Genomic DNA, 24,780 nt, shown 5'->3' with positions numbered 1-24,780 from the left:
GGCGACCTCCAGTAGCTGCCAGGCAGATGGCGACATGCCGCCCGGGGTATGGCGCGAGAGGAGGCGGGGCCCCTTTTTGCGCGTTTTATGCATAGGTTGCTTGTTGCAGAAAAAAATCCATATTGGCAAGGCAGTGTAATAATGCGAAACGAACTGTGATCGGATGGCGCGTCCACGGCGCAAGAGCCCTCGATCGATCGGACACGGACGAAGTGTATGCTCAATACCTTGAAGGATAGCGCAAAGGCGCCTTTTGAAGCGCCTATGGGGAGTGCGTATAAAGACGCGCTCTTTCATTCTGCGCGCGTCAGGAAATTGAAGATACTTCTGCCGGTCGCCGCAGTCGTAGTTTCCCTCATCTTCATTGCGGTTTCTTTTCTGCGCACATTCCTGCCGGAAAACCTGACGATCGAGGCCGCCAGAATCGAGAACGGCAAGGTCGTCATGGAAAAGCCGGCGATCGCCGGACGCAATTCCGACGGAATCAGCTATTCAATGACCGCGGACCGCGCTCTGCAGGATATCAAGAATCCGAACATGATCACGTTGGAGAAGATCAAGGCGGCCGTCCCGGTCAACGAAGATCTGATCGCACGCGTCGAGGCCGCCAGCGGCGACTTCGACCGTTCAAGCGACAATCTCGATCTTACGGCACCCTTCACGATCATCCTCAGCAACGGTATCAATGCGCATTTTCAATCCGCTAAGCTCGAGACCAAGGCCGGCAGCATGATAACCACCGATCCGGTTTCCATCTCGAAGGGCAACGCGTCGATTGTTGCACAGTCGCTCAATATGACGGATAACGGCCGTGTGATCACATTCGAGGGGCAGGTTCGCATGAATGTCGACCCGTCCGCCATCCGTAAACAAGGCAGCTAACAGCCGGGCCAACCATGACAAAAGATTGTCGCATACTCATTCGCAAGTCTGGTGCAGCGCTCGCCGCAAGCGGCATTGCCGTGTGCCTGCTGGCCTTCAGCGCCGTGGCACAGACCCAAAGCAGCACGATGGATGGCCTCAAGCTCTCCAACGACAAGCCGATCCAGATCGAGAGCGACAAGCTTGAGATCCACGACCAGGAGAAGACTGCCGTCTTCACGGGCAAGGTGAAGGTCGTCCAGGGCACGACCACGCTGGAGGCTGGGACGATGACGGTTTTCTACGTGGACAAGCCCGGAGCGGGCGGCGCGACGCCGTCCATTTCATCTGGTGACGCCGATATCGATCACATTCTCGTGAGCGACAAGGTGTTTCTCTCCTCGGGAACGCAGACGGCAACGGCGGACGACGGTGAGTTCGACATGGCCGCCCAGACGTTCATCCTCAAGGGCGACAAGGTCGTGCTTTCGGACGGGCCAAACGTCTTCACGGGTTGCCAGTTGACGGTATTCATGAACACCGGACAGGCAAAGCTGGAAAGCTGCGGGGGCCGCGTCCAGATCCAGCTCGATCCCAAATCCCAGAAGAAAAACTGAGACCGGCCTCCCATCGTGAAATTGTCGTTGATATCGAGCATGTTCGGCCGGACAGAACCGCAGGCTGCGGTTTCCGAGCAGAGCACCGGCGAAAAGACCCGTTACCAGGGAACGTTGATCGCGCGCGGTCTGACGAAGACCTACAGGACGCGGCGCGTCGTCAACGGCGTGTCGCTCGTGGTGCGCCGCGGCGAAGCTGTCGGCCTGCTGGGCCCGAACGGCGCCGGCAAGACGACCTGTTTCTACATGATCACCGGGCTTGTGCCGGTCGATGAAGGAACGATCGAGATCGACGGCAACAACGTCACGACGATGCCGATGTATCGTCGTTCGCGGCTCGGTGTCGGCTATCTGCCACAGGAAGCTTCGATCTTCCGCGGGCTGACGGTTGAACAAAATATCCGCGCCGTCCTCGAACTGCACGAGCCGGAAAAGGCCAAGCGCGAAAAGAAGCTCGACGAGCTTCTCGAGGAGTTCCATATCCAGAAGCTACGCTCGACGCCTGCGCTTGCCCTCTCCGGCGGCGAACGGCGACGTCTCGAAATCGCGCGAGCGCTAGCGACCGATCCGACGTTCATGCTCCTTGACGAGCCCTTTGCCGGTGTCGATCCGATCTCGGTCGCCGACATCCAGAACCTCGTGCATCACCTGACGGCGCGCGGCATCGGCGTGCTCATCACCGACCACAACGTGCGTGAGACGCTCGGCCTCATCGACCGTGCCTACATCATCCACGCTGGTGAGGTCCTTACCCACGGTCGAGCCAACGACATCGTCAACAATCCGGAAGTGCGCAGGCTCTATCTCGGCGACAATTTCAGCCTCTGAAGAGGCGTGCGCAGGCGACAAATTCACCTTTTCGTCATACGCCGGCTTGACCAAATCTTTTAAAAAAGCAATTTTTGGGCCAGTTGGAACCTCGTGGCCGGCCCGTACGGACAGGTGCGATTTCCTGTAGGAATTGTAGGGGAGTTTCGCGTCCACCATGGCCTTGTCTGCCAACCTTTTCCTGCGCCAGAACCAGTCGCTGGTGATGACTCCGCAGCTGATGCAATCCATTCAGCTGCTGCAGATGACGCATTTCGAACTCACCCAATTCATTGCGCAGGAAGTCGAGAAGAACCCGCTGCTGGAATTTCCATCAGGTGACGGCGAGTTGGGCAGCGAGGGCGCCGAAGCCGAAGTCGAATCCTACGCCACACCCTCCGAGGAAGCCTATGACGGCGAGGCGCCCGAGAGCCGCGCCGGCAGTCTGGCGAGCGACTGGTACGAGAGCGAGAACACCGGCCATGCCGGGCGGCTCAACGATGAACTGGACGCAAACTTCGCCGGCATTTTCCCCGACGATGGCGCGCCGCAGCGCCTTGATGCTCCGGAGCTGATCAGCCAGTGGAAATCCATGCCGGGAAACGTGGATGCCGGCGACAACTACGACCTCGACGATTTCGTCGCCGGTCAGATTTCGCTGCGCGACCACCTCAACCAGCAGATACCCTTTGCACTTTCCGGGATCGCGGATCGATTGATCGCTCAGCACCTGGTCGACCAGCTCGACGACACGGGTTACCTGCAGGCCGACCTCGATGAGGTCAGTGCCCGCCTGGGCGCCGAAAAGGACGAGGTCCTGCGTGTTCTCGGTGAACTGCAACTCCTCGACCCCCCGGGCGTCTTCGCCCGCTCGCTCAGCGAATGTCTTGCGATCCAGCTGCGGCAGAAGGATCGCTTCGATCCTGCCATGGAACTGCTGATCAGCAATCTGGAGCTTCTGGCGCGGCGCGACTTCGTGGCGCTCAAGCGGCTTTGCGGAGTCGATGAAGAAGACCTTCTCGACATGATGGCGGAGATCCGCCAGTTGAACCCAAAGCCGGGCAGCGGCTTCGAGACCGGCATTTCGGAGGCGATCACGCCGGATATCGTCGTACGCGGGAATTCCAGTGGCGAGTGGCTGGTCGAACTCAATCCCGATACGCTGCCGCGCGTCCTGGTGAACCAGTCCTACTTCTCTTCCGTTTCGAGACACGGAGCCGATCACGCCTTTCTTTCGGAATGCCTGCAGAACGCCAACTGGCTGACGCGCAGCCTCGACCAGCGCGCCAAGACGATCATGAAAGTCGCCGGCGAGATCGTGCGCCAGCAGGATGCCTTCCTGATGCACGGCGTCGATCATCTGCGGCCGCTTAACCTGAAGACGGTGGCGGACGCGATCAAGATGCATGAATCGACGGTGAGCCGCGTCACCTCGAACAAGTATATGCTGACGCCGCGCGGCCTGTTCGAACTCAAATATTTCTTCACTGTCTCGATCAGCGCGGTCGAAGGCGGCGACAGCCATTCGGCCGAGGCAGTCCGGCATCGGATCCGCGCGTTGATCCTGCAGGAACTGCCTGATGCGGTGCTTTCCGACGACGACATCGTCGATATTCTGAAGAAGGGCGGCATCGAGCTGGCACGGCGCACGGTAGCAAAATACCGTGAAGCGATGAACATTCCCTCCTCCGTGCAGAGGCGCCGCGAGAAGCGAGCGCTCGCCAAAGTGGCGGGATTCTAGGCGTCGGATCGACGGCGCCATGTTAGCGTTTATTTAAAAAGTCTTAAGAACCCGTTGACTTTTCGACCGCTCAAGTCTAGAAGCCCGCCGCAATCGGAGCGTGACGCCGATGCGTGAACTTATCCCCATCATCCTGGCAGGCACCGGCAAACGCAATTTGCCTTGGATTGCGTGAAATGCTTGGATGAGCCTGAGGCTTGGCGTAAACTGGTACCCGCAAACCACTACAAGAAGGAAAACTCCATGAGTGTGCGTGTATCCGGTAAACATATGGAAATTGGTGAATCTTTCCGGCAGCGGATCGAGGACCAAATCGGAGAGGCGGTCACAAAGTACTTCGATGGGGGTTATTCAAGTCAGGTTACGGTGGAGAAATCCAGCTCTCGCTTCGCGGCCGACTGCAAGATTCATCTCGACAGCGGTGTCGTCCTGCATGCGGCGGGCGAAGCCGCCGATCCGCAGCTGGCGTTTGACGCCGCTTCGATACGCATCGAGAAGCGCCTGCGTCGGTACAAGAGGAAGCTCAAGGATCATCATGCCGGCAACCACCTGAACGGCTCAGCCGAAGTAGCCTACACAGTCATGGATGGGATGCCGGACGAGGACGACGAACTCCCTGATGATTTCGCACCCGCCATCGTTGCGGAAAGCACGAAGCAGTTGAAGACGATGTCGGTCGCCACCGCCGTGATGGCGCTCGACATGACCGACGAGCCACTGCTTCTTTTCCGCAGCCCTGGCAAGGAACATTTGAACATCGTTTACCGTCGGCAGGACGGCAATATTGGCTGGATCGACGCGGCCAATATAAAGAGCTGAGAACGAGGAGAAGGGCGGCGGTTTATCCGCCGCTTCCTCAAACTCCCGTCTCGGCGACAGAAGGAAGAAGAAATGGCATTGGCAGATTTGCTGCATCAGGATGCGATTATTCCCGCCTTGAAGGCAAATTCCAAAAAACAGCTGCTTCAGGAACTCGCGGTGAAGGCTTCCAAGCTCACGGGCCTGTCCGAGCGGGAAATCTTTGACGTCATCCTGCAACGGGAACGCCTGGGCTCGACCGGGGTCGGAAATGGCATCGCCATTCCGCACGGCAAGCTCAACACAATCCACTCCATTGTGGGTATCTTTGCGCGGCTGGAAACGCCCGTGGATTTCGAGGCGCTGGATGACCAGCCCGTCGATCTCGTGTTTCTGCTGCTGGCGCCGGAAGGTGCAGGCGCGGATCACCTGAAGGCGCTTTCCCGGATCGCCCGCGTGCTGAGGGATCACGATCTGGTGACCAAGCTGCGCGCGACCGAGTCCGCATCTGCAATCTACGCCTTCCTCAACGAGGAGCAGGCTTCAAACGCTGCCTAGCGAGGCACGCTTCCTGCACGTCGCTAGCGACGTGCAAACCCTCAAGAGATTTGGCAGATAGAGACGCCTGAGAAATCAGGCGTCTTTTTCGTCAAGCGGGCTGACGCCCGGCTCAGCGGCTTCAGGCACTTTCGGTCCGCCCTTTGCGACACCGACCATGGCCGGACGCAAGACGCGGTCGCCGATCGAGAAGCCCGCCTGCACGACCTGGACGACCGTGTTGTTCGGCACTTCGGAATTCGGCACTTCGAACATCGCCTGATGGAAATTCGGATCGAACTTCTGGCCAACCGGGTCGAGCTTGCGCACGCCGTGGCGTTCAAGTGTTGAAAGCATGGACCGCTCGGTCAATTCCACACCTTCTACAAGTGTGTGAAGCCCACCCTCACCCGCTGCACGCTCCTCGGCAGGGATCGCCTCGAGTGCTCGGCGCAGATTGTCCGAGACTGCCAGCATATCGCGGGCAAAGCCTGCGACCGCATAGGACTTTGCGTCCTTCACCTCGCGCTCCGTCCGGCGACGCAAGTTGTCCATCTCGGCGGCGAGGCGGAGGTAGCGGTCGCGCAACTCCCCGTTTTCCGCCTTCAGCAGTTCGATGGGATCGGGCTGCTGCTGCGACCCGTTCTTGGCGGACGCTTCGCCGCCCGTCGCAAAATCTGCGGAATCCTCAGTCGCAGTTGCGTCAGGTCCGTTGTTGTTTGTTTCGTCGGTCATGACGGTCTCCGATTGATGTCAAGTCTTAGGATGAGCCCGATATCGATGCTTGGTCGAAAAAAATCAAGGCTTCTGATGAAGAACTAGGTGATCGATTTCCCCCTCGGCAGACCATATTGGCCGCATTGAGAGGCATGTCGCCACGCTCAGTCATGGCGTACGCGACAGTCGCGAGATGAGCTGCGCTGTATAGTCGACCATAGGGACGATCCGAGAATAGTTGAGCCGGGTGGGGCCGATAACGCCGACAGCTCCAACGATGCGATCGTCCTCATCACGGTAAGGGGCAACGATCAGCGACGAACCTGAAAGCGAAAACAGCTTGTTCTCGGAGCCTATGAAGATGCGAACGCCCGGTCCGCTCTCGGCGAGATTGAGAATTTCGATCAGGCTGTCCTTCTTCTCGAGATCGTCGAAAAGCATGCGCAGCCGGTCCATATCCTCCCCGCCGGCGAGGCCCTCCAGCAGATTGGCGCGTCCCCGGATGACGAGCCGCGTCGGCTTGCCGTCGTCGTCGTCGCCGGACCATAAGGCAACACCACGTTCGACGAGGTCCCGGGAAAGCGTGTCAAGCTCATGGCGCACGTCTTCCTTCAGCCTCTGTAGCTGCCTGCGCAACTCCGGCAAAGTCTGGCCAGCCATGTGGGCATTCAGGAAGTTGGCAGCCTCGCGCAACTGCGAGGAGGTGACGCCGGCGGGAAGCTCGATGATGCGGTTCTCGATCTGATCGTGCTCGCCAACAAGCACCGCCAGGGCCTTGGTCGGCTCCAGGCGAATGAACTCGACGTGCTTCAGGATCGGGTCGCTTTTTGCCGTGATGACAAGGCCGGCACCGCGCGAGATGCCTGAAAGCATGCGGCTCGCCTCGTTCATCACCGTTTCCATCGGCTGGTCCCGATCGGAAGCACGCACCTGCCGGTCGATATTGGCGCGCTCTTCAGCGGAGAGATTTCCGACTTGCATGAAGGCATCCACGAAGAAGCGCAGCCCGGCCTGGGTCGGCAGGCGCCCGGCACTGACATGCGGCGAGTAGATGAGACCGAGTTCTTCCAGGTCGCTCATTACATTGCGCACCGATGCCGGGGAAAGCGACATCGGCAGCAGGCGCGACAGATTGCGCGATCCCAATGGCTCGCCGTATTCCAGATAGCTTTCGACGATCCGCCTGAAAATTTCCTTCGAACGCTCGTCCAACGCCGCTACGGCATCGAGAACAGACGTTGTCGTGAAGCCCATGTTGCCTACAAATCCATTAAATTGATCCTTGCCAAATATAGCGGTTCGACCGGCCATGGCAAAAGGGAAAATGCCCTGCGGGCTTTGGCGCCGAGTTTGCTTTTCCTTTGCAAAAAGCAGTCGCGAATCGTAGAAGCGGTCATCAAACCTAGGAGAAGAGCATGCGGCCGTCAGGCAGAAAAACCGACCAGATGCGCAAGGTGTCATTCGAGCGCAACTTTTCCAAACATGCAGAAGGCTCCTGTCTCGTGAAATTTGGCGACACGCATGTGCTCTGCACGGCGAGCCTGGAAGAGCGAGTGCCGCAATGGCTGCGCAACGGCGGCAAGGGCTGGGTCACCGCGGAATACGGCATGCTGCCGCGCGCAACCGGCGAACGCATGAAGCGGGAAGCAGCCGCCGGCAAGCAGGGCGGACGCACGCAGGAGATCCAGCGGCTGATCGGTCGCTCGCTGCGCGCCGTGGTCGACCTGCAGGCACTCGGCGAGCGGCAGATCACCATCGATTGCGACGTCATCCAGGCCGATGGCGGCACGCGCACCGCCTCCATTACCGGTGCCTGGATCGCGCTTCATGACTGCCTGAAATGGATGGAGGGCCGGAACATGCTGAAGGTCGAACGCGTCCTGAAGGATCATGTCGCGGCCATCTCCTGCGGCGTCTTTGCCGACCAGCCGGTCATCGACCTTGACTATCTCGAGGATTCATCGGCCGAGACGGACGCCAATTTCGTGATGACCGGTGCCGGCGGCATCGTCGAGATCCAGGGCACGGCCGAGGGCTCGCCCTTCAGCGAGGAACAATTCACCACGCTCATGCATCTTGCCAAGAACGGTATTGCAGAACTGGTGGAACTGCAGAAACAGGCGATTGCCTGAGAAGAGCGGCACCGATGAACCCCATGCTGGAAGGCATTCTGGAGACGGCACTCTATGCGGAGGATATCGACAAGGCCGAAGCCTTCTATGGCGACGTTCTCGGCCTTGAGAAGATCACGCGGGCCGGCGACCGGCATGTCTTCTTCCGATGCGGTCCCGGCGTGCTCTTGATCTTCAATCCTGCGGAAACGAGAAAGGCGCCGGCAATCGGCGCCTTGCCTGTGCCGCCGCACGGAACTACCGGCGATGGCCATGCCTGCTTCAGGGTTTCGGGAAGAAACCTTGACGCGATGGCAACGAGGCTGAAAGACGCCGGCATTGCCATAGAATCCGATTTTCACTGGCCGAAAGGCGGCCGCTCAATCTATTTCCGCGACCCCGCCGGCAACAGCCTTGAATGCGCAGAAGCTGTCATCTGGGGTTTCGATCAAGGGATTTCCGATGCGCAAGCTTGATACCAAGACCATTGTCGTTGCCAGCCACAATGCCGGCAAGATCCGCGAGATCCAGGACCTGATCGGCCCCCTGGGCTTCACGGCACGGTCGGCCGCGGAGCTCAATTTCGTCGAGCCCGACGAGACCGGCACGACTTTCGAGGAAAACGCCGCCATCAAGGCGATCGCATCGGCAAGCGCGTCGGGAATGCCGGCGCTGTCGGACGATTCCGGCATCGTGATCGACGCGCTCGGCGGCGCGCCCGGCGTCTACACCGCCAATTGGGCAGAGACCGAAGACGGAACGCGCGATTTCGCAATGGCCATGGAAAAGGTCGAGACCGCGCTGGAAAAGGCGGGAGCAAGCAAGCCGGAGAGCCGGACGGCACGCTTCGTCAGCGTGCTGTGCCTCGCCTGGCCGGACGGGCATGTCGAGTTCTTCCGCGGCGAGGTGGAAGGCACAGTGGCATGGCCGCCGCGCGGCACCCAGGGCTTTGGCTACGACCCGATCTTCCAGCCGCAGGGCTACGAGCAGACGTTCGGCGAGATGAGCGCAGAAGAGAAGCACGGCTGGAACATCGGCAAGCCGCAGGCACTGTCGCACCGGGCGCGCGCCTTCAAGCTCTTCGTCGAAACCTGTCTGGAGGCATAGAAAGCACCTTGGACAGCATCGACAATAAAGACGCCAAACCGGATGCGGATCTGTTGCCCGATACGGGCGAGCCCGGTTTCGGTGTCTATGTGCATTGGCCATTCTGCGCGGCCAAGTGCCCCTATTGCGATTTCAACAGCCATGTCCGTCACCAGCCCGTGGATCAAGCGCGCTTCGCCGCTGCCCTTCTGAGGGAAGTGGAGACGATGCGCCAGATCAGCGGGCCGAAGACGGTCACCAGCATCTTTCTCGGCGGCGGCACGCCTTCGCTGATGGATCCCCGGACGGTCGACGCGATCCTCAGCGGCATCGCCCGGTCCTGGCACGTGCCGAACGGCATCGAGATCACCATGGAGGCCAATCCTTCAAGCGTCGAGGCGGAACGCTTCCGCGGCTACCGCGCGGCCGGCGTCAACCGCGTTTCGCTCGGCGTCCAGGCGCTGAACGACCGCGACCTGAAGTTCCTCGGCCGGCTGCACAATGTCGAAGACGCGCTGAAGGCGATCAGGCTCGCACGCGAGATCTTTCCGCGTATGTCCTTCGATCTCATCTACGCTCGACCGAACCAGACGGTCGAGGAATGGGAGGCCGAGCTCAAGGCGGCAATCTCCCATGCCGTGGACCACCTCTCTCTCTACCAGCTGACCATTGAGGAGGGCACGCCCTTCTTCGGCCTGCACAAGGCCGGCAAGCTGGTCGTGCCCGATGGTGATCAATCCGCGCTGCTCTACGAAGCAACGCAGGAGATCACCGCGCGCGAGGGACTGCCCGCCTACGAGGTCTCCAACCATGCCCGACCGGGCGCCGAAAGCCGGCACAACCTTACCTATTGGCGCTACGGCGACTATGCCGGCATCGGCCCAGGCGCACACGGGCGCCTGTCACGCGGACGTGAGAAGCTGGCCACATCGACAGAGCGCAGGCCGGAGAGCTGGCTTGAGATGGTCGAGCGGGGCGGCAACGGCATGGTCGAACAGGAAGCCCTAGGCTATGAGGAGCAGGCCGACGAACTGCTGCTGATGGGACTGCGCCTCAAGGAGGGCGTCGATCTTGCCCGCTGGCAGGAGCTCTCGGGCCGCGGCCCCGATCCGAAGCGCGAAGCGTTCCTGCTCGACCACGGCTTCATCGAGCGCCTTGGCAATTCGAGACTGCGCTGCACCCCTGAGGGCATGCTCATCCTCGATTCCGTCGTGGCCGACCTCGCCTGCTGAACAGGGCTTCGCTGCCCGCAAGGCGGCTTTGCACACCGCCTGCGAGCGAGCTTTTTAGCCAAGCCGTTCTAACCGTCTGTACGGACGCTCTTCTAGATCCGATGCGACTGCCCGCCGGCCTTGAACAGGCTGCCGGTTGGCGTCTTCAGGAACATGTCCAGGGGAATATGCTCCTGATGCAGGAAGCCGCTCGCCGGCAGGAGGCCGTCGCGCACCATTTCGATGACCGCCACGACCGATGCCGATGTCGTCCAGGCAATGGCGGTGCGGTGGGCGCCGGCGATTTCGATCGGATAGTAGGCGCGCACGAACTCCCGCCGATGAAGCCGGCCGCCCTGCGTTCCCTCGGCCGCCACATGGACATAAACCACGTCGTCATCGACCGGCGGCTTGGCATTCGTGAGGATCTCGCCGGCGAGTGCGCGGCGCTCGCGCATCAGGAGCTCATGGAAGAAGAAATTCATCAGCTCCATATGGCCGGGATAGCGCATGGTCTTGTAATCGAGGTTCTCCACCTTGCCCAGCATCGTCTCGCACATGGTGCCAAGCCCGCCGGATGTGGTGAAGGCCTCAAGCTTGACGCCGTCCACATAGATCGTCTCGTGCCATTCCATCGGCGAGACCAGCTTGCGCACGCCGTCCTCGATCACCTCGCAATCATTGAGATATTCGTTGACGACGCCCTCGGGCGACCAATTGAAAGCGTAGCCCAGAAGACCCGAGGGATTCTGCGGCAATGCGCCAACGCGCATGCGGATCGACCGGCAGCGATCGAAACCGTCCGCGAGGCTTGATCCAACGATGCCGATGAAACCGGGCGCCAGGCCGCATTGCGGCGCCATGAGCCCTCGTGCCGTTTTCGAAAGCTCCAGGATCGCCTGGGTTGTCGGCACGTCCTCCGTCAGGTCGAAATAGTGGATGCCGGCAAGGTGGGCGGCGCGAGCAACGCCGACGTTCAGGTGATAGGGGAGGCACGAAAGAACCGCCTCGACGCCGGAGAAGAGTTCGCCGATCACCACCGGATCGGAAACATCCCCGCGACGGCACGCAAAGGGGACTTCGACCACCGGCGCATGGGCATCCAGCGCGACCACCTCGAAACCACTCTCATGCAAAAGCGTGGCGGCGAGCCGTCCGACCTTGCCCAGGCCGAGAACGGCAATTCTTTCAAAGCTCATGTAAACCCTCCCATGGCACCGTCGGCTTGCCGACAATGCGCGTCTGCTTGTGAGCGGGTTCTATAAAGTAAAAATCTTATAAAGAAAAACGGCCGGCAATGATGCCGGCCGTTTATATCCACCGTTTTGATCTACTACTCGTTGATCAAACGCTTCAGGAGTTCGATCTCATGGGAGAGTTTGGTGTCTCCTGAGATCAATTCCTCGATCTTGCGGACCGCGTGCAGAACGGTCGTGTGATCCCGGCCTCCGAAGCGGCGGCCGATCTCCGGGAACGACCGTGGCGTCAGGGTCTTTGAGAGATACATCGCAATCTGGCGCGGCTTCACGATAACCCGGGTGCGCCGGTTGGACACGAGTTCCTGACGCGAGACGTTATAGTGACGGGCAACGATACGCTGGATGTCCTCGATGCGTACGCGGCGCGGCTCGCCGGAACCGACGAGATGGGCCAACAGTTCGTCCACACGTTCCATCGTGAGGTTCGGCTCGAAGGAGCGGCGGAAGATCAGCTGGTTGAAAGCCCCTTCGAGTTCGCGACCGCTTGCCGTGATGTTGCGAGCGACGTGGTTGATGATCTCCGCCGGAATATCGAGCGAAGGATCCTCCTGCCGGGCGACGGCAAGCCGACGCTTCAATATCTCGAGACGCATTTCGTAGTCCGGTGCCTCGAGTTCGATGGCAACGCCGCCCTGCAGGCGGGAACGGACACGCGGATCAAGCGATTCCAGCTCCCAGGGCGCGCGATCGGCCGCCACCACAACCTGCTTGGCGCTGTCGAGCAGCATGTTGAGCAGGTGGCAGAACTCGTGCTGGATCATCTTGCCCTGCAAGAACTGCATGTCATCGATGATCAGCAGGTCGATGTGACGCAGAGAGTCCTTCAGGGTCAGCGCGTCGTTGTCGCGGATTGCGGTGGCAAAGCGCCACATGAAGTATTCTGCGGTCAGGTAAACGACGCGCAGGCCGCGCGGATTCTGAACGGCAGCGTTGGCAATCGCCTGCAGAAGGTGAGTCTTGCCAAGGCCAACGGTCGCATGAACGAAGAGCGGATTGAACCGCACGGCACCGGAACCGGCTTCCGCGATCGTCCTCGCGGCAGCCAGAGCGACCCGGTTCGAGCCGCCCTCGACGAAGGTGTCGAAGGTGAAGCGCGAGTCGAGCGGCGATCCGAAAAGCGGCGAGCCGGACGGAGCCGGACGCGCCTGAGCTATGGTACTGACTGCCTGAGCCACGGCCTGACCCGCAGGCTGCGGCGCCGGACGGCGGATCTGCGAAACGGTCGCTGGTTCGGCCGCAACTGTGTCGTCAGCGGACTTGCCGCTACGCGTTGCGGTGCGAACCAGAACTTCGACCTTGAGTATTTCAGGATCTTCCGCCTGGAACAGGCTGGTGATGAGTTCAAGATATCGGTTGTTGATCCAAGACTTCAAAAAGGTGGTTGGAACCGACAGACGTACGACGCTTTTCGACACCGAGTGCAGCTTGAGCCGCGCAAACCAGCTTGCGTAGACGTCCGGACCTACCTGGGCCTTTAAGCGCGTGCTGACACGCTCAAAGAGTACGCCATGTTTCATATCTCCTTTTTCCCCCGATGCACCTGAGCAGCCTTTGTCGAACGTCTGCGGTGCTTTGTCCCCATTTTCCAACGCACCCGTCGTTACCGTATTCATCTGCATAATGCCGCCTTCCAAGTTTCATAATAGTCGGCCGGTAACTCCATAAGAACCGCCCGAGCATTCTCTTCGCCATGGCCGACGAACCACCCCCTCATGAGCGTTCGCCTGCCGGTTCACGCAGACACGATCCCAGCCAACAGGACCTATGCAAACAGCGCTGGCGGACCCTGCCCTCATGCAGCATCCGCCCCGTGCTTCCGCCCGATCGATCGTCCGGTCCTCGTTCCGGTCGATCCCTCAAAGCGACTGACGACGTCCCCCAATCTCCTTCGGCCTCGTACAAAACACCCGGGCCGCAGCAGACAAAAAAACTCCTTACACCGAGACGATGACCGTCCCGGGGCAACTTCTTTAACTGTTTGAAAAAACGGTAGCATTGCGCTTCCGTCACAAGGGACAGCAACCACCAGCCTGCCGACGTGGCAGTTTAGACTGAACAGTTACAGGTAATGTCCGCGCCCCTTGTTGGGAGCCATTTAGGCAGGATCAAAAGGCAAGATCAACGATGAATTTTACGCAAAATTAAGAAGCGGCCATTGACTCCCGAGGCACTCTTCAACTGTCACACTTGGGTCAAAAAAGAATCGCTGTTGAATCAAGGAGATTCATCGATGGAGGGGCTGCGGTGGGGAGAAAAAGAAAAAAAATAAAAATTCGCTTGACTCATCACCCGTCCAACCTGCCGTAGGGAGAGTCGTTACGCTAACAAAACATCCTAGCGCAAGTAGTTGTTTTTATTTCATTTTTTCTGTCACGTCAGTGACATGAAAGTTCGAAGGGATTAACCATATCGGGTGTAATCCCCGGAATCAAAAAGCCCGGTAAAGTTACCGGGCTAAATAAGCGCGAAAATTGTTAAATAATTCCTTAAGCGGTCGGAGCCGCCGACAGAGCCTTCACACGCTGGGCAAGTCGGGAGACCTTGCGGGAGGCTGTATTGCGATGAAGAACACCCTTCGTCGCGGCACGCTGCAGCTCCGGCTGAACAGCGCGAAGCGCTTCCTGGGCGCGGGTCAGATCGCCCGATGCAATGGCTTCCTCTACCTGGCGGACGAAAGTACGAACGCGCGAGCGACGAGCCTTGTTGATTTCGGTACGGCGGGCGATCTTGCGGGTCGCTTTTTTCGCCGAAGTTGTATTGGCCATGGATGCCTCTCTTAGAATTCGAACAAACTCCGCCACTGCCGCGGGCCCTGCGGCCACTTTATCCAGCAATACGGGAGCAATCGCGGAAAACCGTGTCGGCTCTCCAAACTGTGGCGGGCATATAACTGGAAAGCGCGCCCGCGTCAACGCGCATTTTCAGCAAAGCGTAGAGTCTGCGGCCAGCTGCGGGCATGACGCCCTCAACGGTTCGTGAAGGATGGCTTGCGCTTCTCGACGAAGGCGGCCATCCCCTCCTTCTGGTCCTTGGTGGCAAACAGGCTGTGGAACAGGCGGCGTTCGAAGCGCAACCCCTCCTCGAGTGTCACTTCCTCGGCGCGATTGACGGCTTCCTTTGCCATCAGGACGGAAGGCCGTGAAAGCGTCGCGATCCGTGTCGCCGCCTCCAGCGCCTCGTCCAGCAGACGTTCGGCAGGCACGACGCGCGCCACGAGCCCCGCACGCTCGGCCTCTGCTGCATCCATCATCCGGCCGGTCAGCACGAGATCCATCGCCTTGGCCTTGCCGACCGCCCGCGTCAGCCGCTGCGAGCCGCCCATGCCTGGAATGATGCCGAGCGTGATCTCCGGCTGGCCGAACTTGGCGGTCTCGGACGCGATGATGAAATCGCACATCATCGCCAGCTCGCAGCCACCTCCGAGAGCAAAGCCGCTGACCGCCGCGATGACAGGCTTGCGGGCCTTGGCAATCTCGTCCCAGCCGCTGATGAAATCGCGGCTGTAGACGTCGACGAAGTCGAGCGATTGCATCTCCTTGATGTCGGCGCCGGCGGCAAAGGCCTTCTGCGAGCCGGTGAGCACGATTGCGCCGATCGCCTCGTCCGCATGGAACGCCGCATAGGCGACCTTCAATTCGGCGAGGACGGTCGAATTCAGCGCATTCAGGGCCTGCGGGCGGTTGAGGGTGATCAAGCCCACGGGCCCTCGCGTTTCGACGATCAGGGTTTCGTAGGTCATTGCCTCCTCCTTCTGCCGCTCTCGGCGGCTATTTCTGGCAGGAGGCGCAATAGAAGGACGAGCGCCCGGCCTGCACGATGCGTGCGACCGTACCGCCGCAGCCCGGCGTGCCGCAAGCTAGACTTTCGCGGTCATAGACGGAAAAGGAGTGCTGGAAATAGCCGAGCGAGCCGTCGGTCTGGATATGGTCGCGGAGCGAGGAGCCACCCGCGGCAATCGCATCGTCGATCACGTCTCTTATCGAGCGCACCAGCAGTTCCAGCTCCGGTTTTGCCGCGCCCTTCTTCGTCACCAGGGATCCGGCCGCGCGCAGCGGAGAGATATGCGAACGCCAGAGCGCTTCGCAGACATAGATATTGCCGAGGCCGGCGATGTTCCTCTGGTCCAGCAGCGCGCCCTTCAGAGGCTGCGTCTTGCCTGCGAAGCGGTCGGCCAGATAGGCCGCGCTCAGCGAATTGCCGGTCGGTTCCGGCCCAAGGTCGCGAAAGGAGGGATGGCTCGAGAGCTCGGCGCGCCGCGCGATGTCCATGAACCCGAAGCGGCGCGGATCGTTGTAGATCACGCGGCTCCGCCCGGCGCCTCCCTGAAGATGGAAGATCACATGGTCATGCTTCTCGTCCTTGGTGCGCGGATGATGAAACTCGCCGGGCAAATGCTCGTCCGCGCCTTCCGCGATACGGAAGGAGCCCGACATGCCGAGATGCGCGATCAGGGTCATTCCGTCGTCGAGATCTATCAGCAGATATTTCGCGCGGCGGGAGAGCGAGACGATCCGGCGACCGCGGACAAGCGCCTGCAGATCCGCAGGAAACGGGAAGCGCAGGTCCCCTCGGCGCAGTTCGAGTTCGGCGAGCGTCGCCCCCTCCATGGTGGGCGCGAGGCCCCGCCGCACCGTTTCCACCTCCGGCAATTCGGGCATGATATTCCATCTTGTTGATGACCGCCTGACGAGCCGGTGATCAAGATGAGCTTTAATTTAACCTCGTCATGATCTAAACCAGCGCCCATATATGTTGCGGTCGTTGATCGTGGCTCACAGATAGCGTGGCAGGGGCGATTTCGCCATGGTCGGCGCATGATTTAGGTAACGGAGTAGGTTGATGCCGGAAAGCCGCACCTCCGCCGATGGCGGCATGGAAACGTCCTACGGCTTCCGCGATGTTGCGGAAGGCGAAAAGCAGGGGCTCGTCAACGAGGTCTTCCACAAGGTCGCCAAACGCTATGACGTCATGAACGACGTCATGTCCATGGGTTTGCACCGGGCATGGAAAGACGCAATGATCTCGGCACTCAACCCGCGGAAAGAGGCGGGCTACAAGACGCTGGACGTCGCGGGGGGTACGGGCGACATCGCTTTCCGGATCGTCGAGGCCTCGCATCGCATGGCGCACGTCACCGTGCTCGACATCAATGGCTCGATGCTCGCTGTCGGCGCCGAGCGTGCCGAAAAGAAGAAGCTTTCGGAAAACCTCGACTTTGTGGAAGCCAACGCCGAGGAGCTGCCTTTCAAGGCGAATTCGTTCGATGCCTACACGATCGCCTTCGGCATCCGCAATGTGCCACGCATCGATGTCGCGCTCAAGGAAGCCTATCGCGTGCTGAAGCGCGGCGGCCGGCTGCTCGTGCTCGAGTTCTCCGAGGTCGACATGCCACTTCTCGACCGAGTCTACGAGGCCTGGTCGTTCAACGCGATTCCGCGTTTCGGCAAGGCGATTACAGGTGAAAGTGAGCCTTATCAGTATCTTGTCGAATCGATCCGCAAGTTTCCCAACCAGCAGGATTTCGCGGCGATGATTCGTACCGCTGGCTTCTCGCGGGTGACCTTCACCAACTATACGGGCGGCATCGCGGCGCTGCATTCCGGCTGGAAGCTCTGACCTTATGAGCACATTCGGGGCATATTTTCGCCTGGTGAGGGTCGGCTGGATTCTGGTGCGCGAGGGCGTCGTCTCGGCGCTGCCTTCCGAGGGCCTGCCGCCCGCGATAAGCTTTGCCAAGTCATTTGTCGGTCTTTTCGCTCGTCGCCGCAGCAAGTCGCAGAAGCGCAGCGACCGCCTGGCCCGGGCCGTCGAGCGCCTCGGCCCCTCCTATGTCAAGATCGGCCAGTTTCTGGCGACCCGCCCCGACGTCGTGGGCGTCGATTTCGCGGACGACCTCTCGCAGCTTCAAGACCGCATGGCCTTCTTTCCGACAGCTGCAGCAAAAGGTCTCATCGAGGCGTCGCTCGGCCGGACGGTCGACGAGCTCTATGCAAGCTTCGGCGAACCGATCGCCGCCGCCTCCATCGCGCAGGTGCATCTCGGCGAGGTAAAGACGCCGAAGGGATTTCAGAGGGTGGCGATCAAGGTCATCCGCCCGGGCGTGCGCCACCGCTTCGCCAACGACATCGAAGCGATGTACCTCGTCTCACACCTGCAAGAGCGCTTCATGCCCTCCAGCCGGCGACTACGGCCGGTGGAGGTAACGAAGACGCTGGAGCAGACCACGAAAGTGGAGATGGACCTGCGCCTCGAGGCGGCGGCACTTTCCGAGATCGCCGAAAACACGGAGAAGGACCCCGGTTTCCGCGTTCCCAAGGTCGATTGGGAGCGCACCGGCCGCGACGTCATCACCATGGAATGGATCGACGGCGTCAAGATGTCCGACGTCGAGGGCCTGCGGGCCGCCGGCCACGATCTCAACGCACTTGCCGATACGCTGATCCAGTCATTCCTGCGCCATACGCTGCGCGACGGCTTCTTCCATGCCGACATGCACCCCGGCAATCTCTTCGTCGACGACCACGGGCTGATCGTCGCGGTCGACATGGGCATCGTTGGGCGCCTCGGAAAGAAGGAGCGGCGTTTCCTCGCCGAAATCCTCTACGGCTTCATCACGCGCGACTATATCCGCGTCGCCGAAGTACATTTCGAGGCAGGCTATGTGCCGGCGCACCACAATGTCGAAAGCTTTGCCCAGGCAATCCGGGCCATCGGCGAACCCATCCACGGCCAACCGGCCGAGACAATCTCGATGGGCAAGCTCCTGACCCTGCTCTTCGAGGTGACCGAGCTGTTCGACATGGAGACGCGGCCGGAACTCGTCATGCTGCAGAAGACGATGGTGGTGGTCGAGGGCGTGTCACGCATGCTCAACCCCCGCTTCAACATGTGGAAGGCCTCCGAACCGGTCGTCGGCGAATGGATCCGTAACAATCTCGGGCCAAAACGCATCGTCACCGACCTGCGAGACGGGTTGAAGGCTGCCGTCAAGCTTGCCGAGGCGGTACCGGAAATCGCGGCCAAGACCGAGAAGTTCCACCACGAACTCATGCAGATGAGCGAAGCGGGCTTGCGCTTCGATGCGCAGACCGCAGAGGCGATCGGCAAGGCCGAGGCGCGCCACAATCGCTCCGGACGGATTGCGCTCTGGATCATTGCGCTTACGCTCCTCTACCTCGCCTGGTTGCTTAGCTGAGGGTCGACCGCCCTTCCAAGCGGGCGTCGCAATCTCCATAATGGCGCGCAAAGACATTCCCTGTTCGGTATTTGGGATATCCCTCTGAGCAGAAGGGCCGCATAATCTTGCGCCAAAGGAGAATGACACGATGGATCGTCGCGCTATGGGGATCGAACTGGGCGGACAGCCCCTGAGCTTTGCGGACATGGTTCGCATCGGTTCGGGCAACGTTGGATTGTCCATCGATCCCGCCGGCATGACGCGTATTGCAGCGGCACGCAGGGTGGTCGACCAGGCGATTGCCTCGGGAATGCCCGTCTACGGCGCCACGACCGGCGTTGGCGCGATGAAGGACGTCGAGTGGTCTCCGGAAGACCTCGACGCCTTCAATCTGGGTCTTGTGCGCGCGCATCATTTCGGCACCGGATCGCCCTTTTCGATGGCTGTCGTTCGCAACGCGATGGCGATCCGCATCAATACGGCGCTCACCGGCCAGGTCGGCTGCTCGCCTGAATTGGTGACGTCCTATCTGCAACTTCTCGAAGCCGACGTGGTGCCTGTCGTGAGGCGTACGGGTTCGATCGGCTGCGCCGACATAGGCCTCATGGGCCAGATCGGCGCCGTGCTGACAGGTGTCGGCGAAGCGGTCTACAAGGGTCGGCGGATGCAGGCGGCTGATGCCTTTGCCGCTGCGGGCATCGCGCCGGTAAGGATGCTGCCGCGCGACAGCCTCGCCTCGCTTAGCGTCAATGCCGTGAGTTTTGCCGCCGCTGCCGAGGCGACCCGCAACGCTGCTGCCTCCATCCGCATCCTGCTTGCCACCGGAATGATGGCGTCAGGCGCGCTCGGCGGCTCCCGCGACCCGTGGCGCGCCGTCCGTCACGTCGGCACGTCGAGCGAGGCCCTGATAGGCTCCTGGCTCTGCCACGCGTCCGACGACTGGAAATGGCCGGTCTCCACCCATGTCCAGGATCCGCTCAGCCTGCGCATGATCGCCCAGGTCTTCGGCGCCGTCATCGAAAACCTGCTGGCGACCGGCCACAAGATCCTGGCAGCGACCGGCCGCTCCGACGACAATCCCGTCGTGGTCGAGGGAAGGGTGATGACCTCGGGCGGATCGCTGCCGCTCGACGTGACCATACTTCTCGAATCTGCCGCGCTCTGCATGGCGCATGCGGCCCGCAACGCGTTCAACCGCTGCGTGCTTCTCGGCAACGGCCAGCGGCGGGATCTGCCGGTAAACCTCGTCCCCAAGGGACGCATCGCCACCGGCTTCGGCCCGATCATAAAGCTTGCCGGCGAGATCTTCTCCCGCGTTCTTTCGATGTCGAACCCGGTTTCGGCCCAGTCGCTCGTGGTGGCAGCGGGCATGGAGGACGAGGCTGCCTTCCTGCCGCTCGTCATAGAGCGCCTGGACCGGCAAATGCGCGCGCTGAAGCGCCTTGCGGCGCTGGAGGCACTGCTTGCCGCGCAAGCCATTGATATCGTCGGGGACGAGCCGAGAGGCGTGGCGCGCAAGCTCTACGACGTCGTGCGAAAGCACGCTGAATTCTACGTGGTCGACCGGCCTCTTTCGGCCGAAGTCGAGGCGATCGAGGAAGATTTCGGCTCCGATACGTTCGTTTCGGAGCTGATCTCCCAGGTGCCGATCCTCGCATTTGACGATTTCTTTGCCCTTGGTTCTCTGGAGCGCGTCACGGAGCGCCTCTCCGCGGTGCCGGTTCCGGCCTGAGCGCGATCTACACATTATAGAGGGAGGACAGACATGGCCGATTTCGATCTCGTTCTGCAGGGCGATGTCGTGCTGGTCGATCGCATCGTCAGCAGCGGTTATGTGGCAGCCCGGGATGGCAAGGTCGTCGAGATCGGTGTCGGGGAGCCGCCGGCCGCGCGGGAGCGTCATCTCCTTGGCAATGCATTGATTTTGCCCGGAGCGATCGACGCGCAGGTCCACTCACTGTCCCAGAAGAACCAGGAGGATTTCATCTGGTCGACGCGTTCTGCGGCTGCCGGCGGCGTTACCACGATCGTCGACATGCCCTATGACGAAGGCGATCTCGTCTGCTCGGCAGCAGCCGTGAAAAGGAAGATCGAGCATGCGGGGTCACAGGCCCGTGTCGACTTTGCTCTCTATGGCACGGTGGATCCCGAAGAGGGCCCGAAACGAATCCGCGAAATGGTCGAGGCAGGCGCGGCAGCCTTCAAGTTTTCGACCTTCGGTACGGATCCGAAACGCTTCCCCCGCATCCCACCTGCCCTGCTTGAAGCCTGTTTTGCGGCGATCGCGCCGACGGGACTGACGGCCGGCGTCCACAACGAGGACGACGAGGCGGTTCGCACCTATATGGAGATGGTGAAGGCAAGCGGCGTCGCCGACTGGCGCGCCCACGGTCTATCGCGTCCGCCGATCACCGAACTGCTTGCCATGCACACGATCTTCGAGACCGGAGCCGACACCGGCTGCCCGGCCCATGTGGTGCACTGCTCGCTCGGCCGGGGCTACGATATTGCGAACGCCTATCGTCGCGATGGCTTCGAGGCGACCGTCGAATGCTGCATCCATTACCTGACGCTCGACGAGGAAAACGACGTGCGGCGCCTCGGCGGGAAGGCCAAGATCAATCCGCCGATCCGGCCACGCGCGGAAGTGGAAACGCTGTGGCGCAAGGTCAGTGAAGGCAAGGTCTGGCTGGTCTCGACCGATCATGTCAGCTGGTCCGAGAACCGCAAGACCAATCCGGACATGCTGGCCAATGCTTCCGGGGTGCCGGGGCTGGAAGTCATGGTTCCGCTCTTCGTCAAGGGTGCGCTCGAACGTGGCATTCCGCTCACCTGGGCGGCTCGGTTGATGGCCGCTAACCCGGCTAAGCATTTCCGACTGGAGCACTCGAAAGGCGCTCTCGAACCCGGCAAGGACGCCGATATCGTCGTGCTGACGCCGGAGGAAACCGTCTATGATGCCGCTGCAAGCGGCAACAACGTCGTTAGCTGGAGCCCTTACAACGGGATCAAATTGCCGTGGAAGGTGGCTGCTACCTATCTCCGCGGCGAACTCGTCTTTGACGGGTCGAAGGTGCTCGCCGAACCGGGCACCGGTCGCTTCCAGCGTCCGCTGCCGCGGCAGGTCATTGCCGGAGAACGCGCATGAGCCGCAACCTCCCGGTCAAGGCCGACAGGATCGCCGAGGATATCGATGCACTCGCCCGCATCACCGAGCCGGACCATCCCTGGACGCGGCGCGCCTTCTCGCCGCTCTTCCTTGCAGGCAGGGCCTATATCGAGAGCCGCATGAAGGCAGCCGGACTCGAAACGCGCATCGACGCCGGTGGCAACCTGATCGGGCTTCGCAAGGGTCGGAGACCGGATGCGGGAACGATCATGGTCGGCTCGCACTCCGACACCGTTCCCGACGGCGGACGCTTCGATGGCATTGCCGGCGTGATTTCAGCGCTGGAAGTGGCGCGTGCGCTGAAAGACCAGAATATAGAGCTCGACCATGATCTTGAGATCGTCGATTTCCTCGCAGAGGAGGTCAGCATCTTCGGCGTTTCCTGCATCGGCAGCCGCGGCATGACCGGACAATTGCCGGAAGCCTGGCTCACCCGCCTCAGCGGCGAGCGCAGTCTTGCCCAGGGCATTGCCGAGGTCGGCGGCGACCCGGCAACACTGCTTGCGCAGAAGCGGCCGGACATAAAAGGCTTTCTCGAACTGCATATCGAGCAGGGGCCGGTCCTTGAGGCCAACAAGGAGGATGTCGGCGTCGTGACCGCGATCGCAGGCATCACGCGCGTCGAGATCACCGTCGAAGGCCGTGCCGATCATGCCGGTACAACGCCGATGGAGAGCCGATCGGACGCCTTGGTCGCCGCGTCCCAGCTGGTACTCGATATCCGCAATGCCGCGGCGGAGCTGGCGCGCACGCCCGGCCATTTCGCCGCGACCGTCGGCGAATTCCGCATGGAGCCCAATGCCGCCAACGTCGTGCCCTCGAAAGTCGTGCTTTTGATCGACGGACGGGCGGAGATACGGGCCGACATGGAAGCCTTTTGCCGATGGCTCGACGGCCATGTTGAAAAGTTGGCAGCCGCTTACGATGTGGTGATCGCCCCGCCCAATCGCGTCTCCGACAATCACCCGACGCCGGGCGATCCGAGGCTGCTGACAATCCTGGAGCATGCAGCCGATCGCGTGGGCGCCAAGCATCGCCGCATGGCCTCCGGCGCCGGCCACGACACGGCCTGGATCGCCAAGGTCGCACCTGCCGCCATGATTTTTGTGCCCTGCAAGGATGGCCGCAGCCACTCCGCCGACGAATGGGCCGAGAATGACGACATCGCGCTCGGCGCCGCCGTGCTGTTCGAGGCGGTTTGCGAGATGGACAAGGGATTGAACGAGGAGAAGGCTTGATGGGACGCATACTCGTTGAGAAGGACGTCGAAGCCGCGGTGAAGGGCGGCTCGGTCTATGCCGCCGGCGGCGGTGGCTGGGCCGATCATGGCCGCATGCTCGGCTATGCAGCGGTCGGCATCGGCAAGCCCGAGCTTGTCTCAATCGACGAGCTCGATGACCAGGACTGGATCGCGACGGCGGCGGCGATCGGCGCGCCGGCTTCCACGACGCCCTGGGAAATGCAGGGCATCGACTACGTCAAGTCCGTACAATTGCTGCAGGAAGCGCTTGGCGAAAAACTCACCGGCCTGATCATCGGCCAGAATGGAAGATCGTCCACGCTGAATGGCTGGCTTCCCTCCGCCATCCTCGGCACGAAGGTTGTCGATGCCGTCGGCGACATCCGCGCGCATCCGACCGGCGACATGGGCTCGATCGGCATGGCCGGCTCGCCTGACCAGATGATCCAGACGGCGGTCGGCGGCAATCGCGCCGAAAACCGCTATATCGAGCTGGTCGTGAAGGGCGCGACCGCAAAGGTTTCTCCGATTCTTCGCGCTGCGGCCGACCAGTCTGGCGGCTTCATCGCGAGCTGCCGCAACCCGCTGCGCGCCTCCTATGTCCGCCGCAATGCCGCGCTCGGCGGTATCTCGCTCGCGCTCGATCTCGGCGAGGCCATCATCGCCGCCGAGAAGAAGGGCGGTTCCGCGGTGATCGATGCGATCTGCAAGGCGACTGGCGGCCACATCCTCTCCGAAGGCACTATCAGCAGGAAGGACGTGGTCTATACCAAGGAAGCCTTCGACATCGGCAGCCTCACGGTCGGCAAGGGCGAGAAGGCAGTGATGCTGCATGTCATGAACGAATACATGGCAGTCGACGATGCGGATGGTAAGCGCGTGGCGACATTTCCTTCGGTCATCACCACGCTCTCGCCGGAGGGTGAGCCGCTGAGCGTCGGGCAATTGCAGGAGGGTATGCACGTCTTCATCCTGCATGTGCCGAAGGAGATCATTCCCCTCTCGGCAAGCGTTCTCGACCCCACCGTCTATCCGTCCGTCGAGAAGGCTATGGGCATAGAGATCATGCGTTACGCTCTGGAGGCGAAGGCCTGAGGCCATGGCGCGCGACACCGGACTTGAAGAACTCCTGCGTGACGAACTCGGCGCTAGACCGGGCCTCGCGGAGAAATCCATGTTCGGTGGCCTCGCTCATGCTGAACGGCAACCTGCTTTGCGGAGCCCGCGAGGACGGCATGCTGGTCCGGCTCGGCAAGGGCAATGATGGCTGGGCGCTGGCGCTTTCCGGCGTGAGCCAGATGCTTGCCGGCGAGCGCGCCATGCCGGGCTGGGTGCGCGCCAATGCCGACGTCTATGGCGATGATGCCCTGCGGCGCCGGCTGTTGGATGCCGCGCTCGCCTTTGTAGAGTCGCTGCCGTCGAAGTGAATGAAGCGGCGCCACACAGGCG

General features: G+C 61.3%; 22 protein-coding genes and 2 pseudogenes. 17 read left to right on the top strand and 7 right to left on the bottom strand.

Features of this window, described 5'->3' with window-relative positions:
• Positions 1 to 216: 216 nt before the first annotated feature.
• From lptC to ptsN, 6 genes are all read left to right on the top strand, one after another.
• On the top strand, positions 217 to 882 hold the full coding sequence (gene lptC, locus EV286_RS15065; RefSeq protein ID WP_132957946.1) for an LPS export ABC transporter periplasmic protein LptC: 666 nt from the start codon (positions 217 to 219) through the stop codon (positions 880 to 882).
• 14 nt (positions 883 to 896) lie between these two features.
• On the top strand, positions 897 to 1,478 hold the full coding sequence (locus EV286_RS15060) for an LptA/OstA family protein (RefSeq protein ID WP_132957945.1): 582 nt from the start codon (positions 897 to 899) through the stop codon (positions 1,476 to 1,478).
• Positions 1,479 to 1,517: 39 nt separating this feature from the next.
• On the top strand, positions 1,518 to 2,306 hold the full coding sequence (gene lptB / locus EV286_RS15055; RefSeq protein WP_132957944.1) for an LPS export ABC transporter ATP-binding protein: 789 nt from the start codon (positions 1,518 to 1,520) through the stop codon (positions 2,304 to 2,306).
• 157 nt (positions 2,307 to 2,463) lie between these two features.
• On the top strand, positions 2,464 to 4,026 hold the full coding sequence (gene rpoN, locus EV286_RS15050; RefSeq protein WP_132957943.1) for an RNA polymerase factor sigma-54: 1,563 nt from the start codon (positions 2,464 to 2,466) through the stop codon (positions 4,024 to 4,026).
• A gap of 243 nt (positions 4,027 to 4,269) precedes the next feature.
• Complete coding sequence (gene raiA / locus EV286_RS15045) at positions 4,270 to 4,845, top strand: ribosome-associated translation inhibitor RaiA (RefSeq protein WP_132957942.1); 576 nt, start codon at positions 4,270 to 4,272, stop codon at positions 4,843 to 4,845.
• Between the two features lie 72 nt (positions 4,846 to 4,917).
• Positions 4,918 to 5,382, top strand: a complete 465-nt coding sequence (gene ptsN / locus EV286_RS15040) for a PTS IIA-like nitrogen regulatory protein PtsN (protein WP_132957941.1) — start codon at positions 4,918 to 4,920, stop codon at positions 5,380 to 5,382.
• 75 nt (positions 5,383 to 5,457) lie between these two features.
• On the opposite strand, the gene grpE is transcribed toward ptsN, so the two are convergent.
• Together grpE and hrcA are read right to left on the bottom strand one after the other, a co-directional pair.
• Entirely contained in the window at positions 5,458 to 6,096 is a 639-nt protein-coding gene (grpE, locus tag EV286_RS15035; protein WP_132957940.1) for a nucleotide exchange factor GrpE, read from the bottom strand.
• Between the two features lie 150 nt (positions 6,097 to 6,246).
• The gene (hrcA, locus tag EV286_RS15030; RefSeq protein WP_132957939.1) at positions 6,247 to 7,332 is read right to left on the bottom strand and encodes a heat-inducible transcriptional repressor HrcA; all 1,086 of its coding nucleotides are present in this window, start codon (positions 7,330 to 7,332) and stop codon (positions 6,247 to 6,249) included.
• A 161-nt stretch (positions 7,333 to 7,493) separates the two neighbouring features.
• Between hrcA and rph the strand changes: the two genes are divergently transcribed.
• Genes rph through hemW form a run of 4 tightly spaced genes read left to right on the top strand, consistent with a single transcriptional unit; the run spans position 7,494 to position 10,507 of the window.
• Positions 7,494 to 8,210 carry a ribonuclease PH gene (gene rph, locus EV286_RS15025; RefSeq protein WP_132957938.1) on the top strand — a complete coding sequence of 239 codons (717 nt, stop codon included), beginning with the start codon at positions 7,494 to 7,496 and terminating at the stop codon, positions 8,208 to 8,210.
• A gap of 14 nt (positions 8,211 to 8,224) precedes the next feature.
• A complete protein-coding gene (locus tag EV286_RS15020) occupies positions 8,225 to 8,665 on the top strand; it encodes a VOC family protein (protein WP_132957937.1) in 441 nt (146 codons plus the stop codon).
• Positions 8,652 to 9,296, top strand: a complete 645-nt coding sequence (rdgB, locus tag EV286_RS15015) for an RdgB/HAM1 family non-canonical purine NTP pyrophosphatase (protein ID WP_132957936.1) — start codon at positions 8,652 to 8,654, stop codon at positions 9,294 to 9,296. The genes EV286_RS15020 and rdgB overlap by 14 nt, the downstream gene beginning before the upstream one ends.
• Positions 9,297 to 9,313: 17 nt before the next feature.
• The gene (hemW, locus tag EV286_RS15010) at positions 9,314 to 10,507 is read left to right on the top strand and encodes a radical SAM family heme chaperone HemW (protein ID WP_207909843.1); all 1,194 of its coding nucleotides are present in this window, start codon (positions 9,314 to 9,316) and stop codon (positions 10,505 to 10,507) included.
• A 92-nt stretch (positions 10,508 to 10,599) separates the two neighbouring features.
• Here the strand turns inward: hemW and EV286_RS15005 are convergent, their stop codons facing one another.
• From EV286_RS15005 to mutM, 5 genes are all read right to left on the bottom strand, one after another.
• The gene (locus tag EV286_RS15005; RefSeq protein ID WP_132957934.1) at positions 10,600 to 11,685 is read right to left on the bottom strand and encodes a saccharopine dehydrogenase C-terminal domain-containing protein; all 1,086 of its coding nucleotides are present in this window, start codon (positions 11,683 to 11,685) and stop codon (positions 10,600 to 10,602) included.
• 134 nt (positions 11,686 to 11,819) lie between these two features.
• A complete protein-coding gene (gene dnaA, locus EV286_RS15000; protein WP_132957933.1) occupies positions 11,820 to 13,364 on the bottom strand; it encodes a chromosomal replication initiator protein DnaA in 1,545 nt (514 codons plus the stop codon).
• 867 nt (positions 13,365 to 14,231) lie between these two features.
• Entirely contained in the window at positions 14,232 to 14,510 is a 279-nt protein-coding gene (gene rpsT / locus EV286_RS14995) for a 30S ribosomal protein S20 (RefSeq protein WP_132957932.1), read from the bottom strand.
• 200 nt (positions 14,511 to 14,710) lie between these two features.
• Positions 14,711 to 15,484: an enoyl-CoA hydratase gene (locus EV286_RS14990; RefSeq protein WP_132957931.1), complete on the bottom strand. Its 774-nt coding sequence runs from the start codon at positions 15,482 to 15,484 to the stop codon at positions 14,711 to 14,713.
• Positions 15,485 to 15,512: 28 nt separating this feature from the next.
• On the bottom strand, positions 15,513 to 16,403 hold the full coding sequence (gene mutM / locus EV286_RS14985; protein WP_132957930.1) for a bifunctional DNA-formamidopyrimidine glycosylase/DNA-(apurinic or apyrimidinic site) lyase: 891 nt from the start codon (positions 16,401 to 16,403) through the stop codon (positions 15,513 to 15,515).
• A gap of 181 nt (positions 16,404 to 16,584) precedes the next feature.
• Here mutM and ubiE point away from each other — a divergent pair, with 181 nt between their 5' ends.
• The 7 genes and pseudogenes from ubiE (at position 16,585) to EV286_RS14950 (ending at position 24,758) form a co-directional block, all read left to right on the top strand.
• Positions 16,585 to 17,361: a bifunctional demethylmenaquinone methyltransferase/2-methoxy-6-polyprenyl-1,4-benzoquinol methylase UbiE gene (gene ubiE / locus EV286_RS14980; RefSeq protein WP_132957929.1), complete on the top strand. Its 777-nt coding sequence runs from the start codon at positions 16,585 to 16,587 to the stop codon at positions 17,359 to 17,361.
• Between the two features lie 4 nt (positions 17,362 to 17,365).
• On the top strand, positions 17,366 to 18,940 hold the full coding sequence (ubiB, locus tag EV286_RS14975) for a 2-polyprenylphenol 6-hydroxylase (protein WP_132957928.1): 1,575 nt from the start codon (positions 17,366 to 17,368) through the stop codon (positions 18,938 to 18,940).
• A gap of 130 nt (positions 18,941 to 19,070) precedes the next feature.
• A complete protein-coding gene (locus EV286_RS14970) occupies positions 19,071 to 20,654 on the top strand; it encodes an aromatic amino acid lyase (RefSeq protein ID WP_132957927.1) in 1,584 nt (527 codons plus the stop codon).
• 33 nt (positions 20,655 to 20,687) lie between these two features.
• Positions 20,688 to 22,070 (top strand): amidohydrolase family protein, encoded by a 1,383-nt coding sequence (locus EV286_RS14965; protein WP_132957926.1) that lies wholly within the window; start codon positions 20,688 to 20,690, stop codon positions 22,068 to 22,070.
• Positions 22,067 to 23,348, top strand: a pseudogene (locus tag EV286_RS14960) (Zn-dependent hydrolase). Before EV286_RS14965 ends, EV286_RS14960 begins: the two are co-directional and overlap by 4 nt.
• Positions 23,329 to 24,426: a DUF917 domain-containing protein gene (locus EV286_RS14955; protein WP_132957924.1), complete on the top strand. Its 1,098-nt coding sequence runs from the start codon at positions 23,329 to 23,331 to the stop codon at positions 24,424 to 24,426. The pseudogene EV286_RS14960 and the gene EV286_RS14955 overlap by 20 nt, the downstream one beginning before the upstream one ends.
• A 4-nt stretch (positions 24,427 to 24,430) precedes the next feature.
• Positions 24,431 to 24,758, top strand: a pseudogene (locus EV286_RS14950) (TfoX/Sxy family protein).
• Positions 24,759 to 24,780 lie beyond the last annotated feature (22 nt).

The organism is Rhizobium sp. BK251 (genome assembly GCF_004345245.1).
Classification (GTDB): domain Bacteria; phylum Pseudomonadota; class Alphaproteobacteria; order Rhizobiales; family Rhizobiaceae; genus Rhizobium.
The sequence above is the reverse complement of the archived record's forward strand: the minus strand, read 5'-3'. Positions and strand labels throughout refer to the sequence as shown.

What these genes read in the sequence shown, in the direction of transcription:
- lptC (WP_132957946.1), top strand. Translation starts at nt 217, where the DNA reads ATGCTCAATACCTTGAAGGATAGCGCAAAGGCGCCTTTTGAAGCGCCT.
- rpoN (WP_132957943.1), top strand. Translation starts at nt 2,464, where the DNA reads ATGGCCTTGTCTGCCAACCTTTTCCTGCGCCAGAACCAGTCGCTGGTG.
- EV286_RS15005 (WP_132957934.1), bottom strand. Translation starts at nt 11,685, where the DNA reads ATGAGCTTTGAAAGAATTGCCGTTCTCGGCCTGGGCAAGGTCGGACGG.
- EV286_RS14955 (WP_132957924.1), top strand. Translation starts at nt 23,329, where the DNA reads ATGGGACGCATACTCGTTGAGAAGGACGTCGAAGCCGCGGTGAAGGGC.
- ubiB (WP_132957928.1), top strand. Translation starts at nt 17,366, where the DNA reads ATGAGCACATTCGGGGCATATTTTCGCCTGGTGAGGGTCGGCTGGATT.
- EV286_RS14990 (WP_132957931.1), bottom strand. Translation starts at nt 15,484, where the DNA reads ATGACCTACGAAACCCTGATCGTCGAAACGCGAGGGCCCGTGGGCTTG.
- ubiE (WP_132957929.1), top strand. Translation starts at nt 16,585, where the DNA reads ATGCCGGAAAGCCGCACCTCCGCCGATGGCGGCATGGAAACGTCCTAC.
- EV286_RS15060 (WP_132957945.1), top strand. Translation starts at nt 897, where the DNA reads ATGACAAAAGATTGTCGCATACTCATTCGCAAGTCTGGTGCAGCGCTC.
- EV286_RS14965 (WP_132957926.1), top strand. Translation starts at nt 20,688, where the DNA reads ATGGCCGATTTCGATCTCGTTCTGCAGGGCGATGTCGTGCTGGTCGAT.
- lptB (WP_132957944.1), top strand. Translation starts at nt 1,518, where the DNA reads ATGTTCGGCCGGACAGAACCGCAGGCTGCGGTTTCCGAGCAGAGCACC.
- ptsN (WP_132957941.1), top strand. Translation starts at nt 4,918, where the DNA reads ATGGCATTGGCAGATTTGCTGCATCAGGATGCGATTATTCCCGCCTTG.
- raiA (WP_132957942.1), top strand. Translation starts at nt 4,270, where the DNA reads ATGAGTGTGCGTGTATCCGGTAAACATATGGAAATTGGTGAATCTTTC.
- dnaA (WP_132957933.1), bottom strand. Translation starts at nt 13,364, where the DNA reads ATGCAGATGAATACGGTAACGACGGGTGCGTTGGAAAATGGGGACAAA.
- hrcA (WP_132957939.1), bottom strand. Translation starts at nt 7,332, where the DNA reads ATGGGCTTCACGACAACGTCTGTTCTCGATGCCGTAGCGGCGTTGGAC.
- rph (WP_132957938.1), top strand. Translation starts at nt 7,494, where the DNA reads ATGCGGCCGTCAGGCAGAAAAACCGACCAGATGCGCAAGGTGTCATTC.
- EV286_RS15020 (WP_132957937.1), top strand. Translation starts at nt 8,225, where the DNA reads ATGAACCCCATGCTGGAAGGCATTCTGGAGACGGCACTCTATGCGGAG.
- rpsT (WP_132957932.1), bottom strand. Translation starts at nt 14,510, where the DNA reads ATGGCCAATACAACTTCGGCGAAAAAAGCGACCCGCAAGATCGCCCGC.
- rdgB (WP_132957936.1), top strand. Translation starts at nt 8,652, where the DNA reads ATGCGCAAGCTTGATACCAAGACCATTGTCGTTGCCAGCCACAATGCC.
- EV286_RS14970 (WP_132957927.1), top strand. Translation starts at nt 19,071, where the DNA reads ATGGATCGTCGCGCTATGGGGATCGAACTGGGCGGACAGCCCCTGAGC.
- mutM (WP_132957930.1), bottom strand. Translation starts at nt 16,403, where the DNA reads ATGCCCGAATTGCCGGAGGTGGAAACGGTGCGGCGGGGCCTCGCGCCC.
- grpE (WP_132957940.1), bottom strand. Translation starts at nt 6,096, where the DNA reads ATGACCGACGAAACAAACAACAACGGACCTGACGCAACTGCGACTGAG.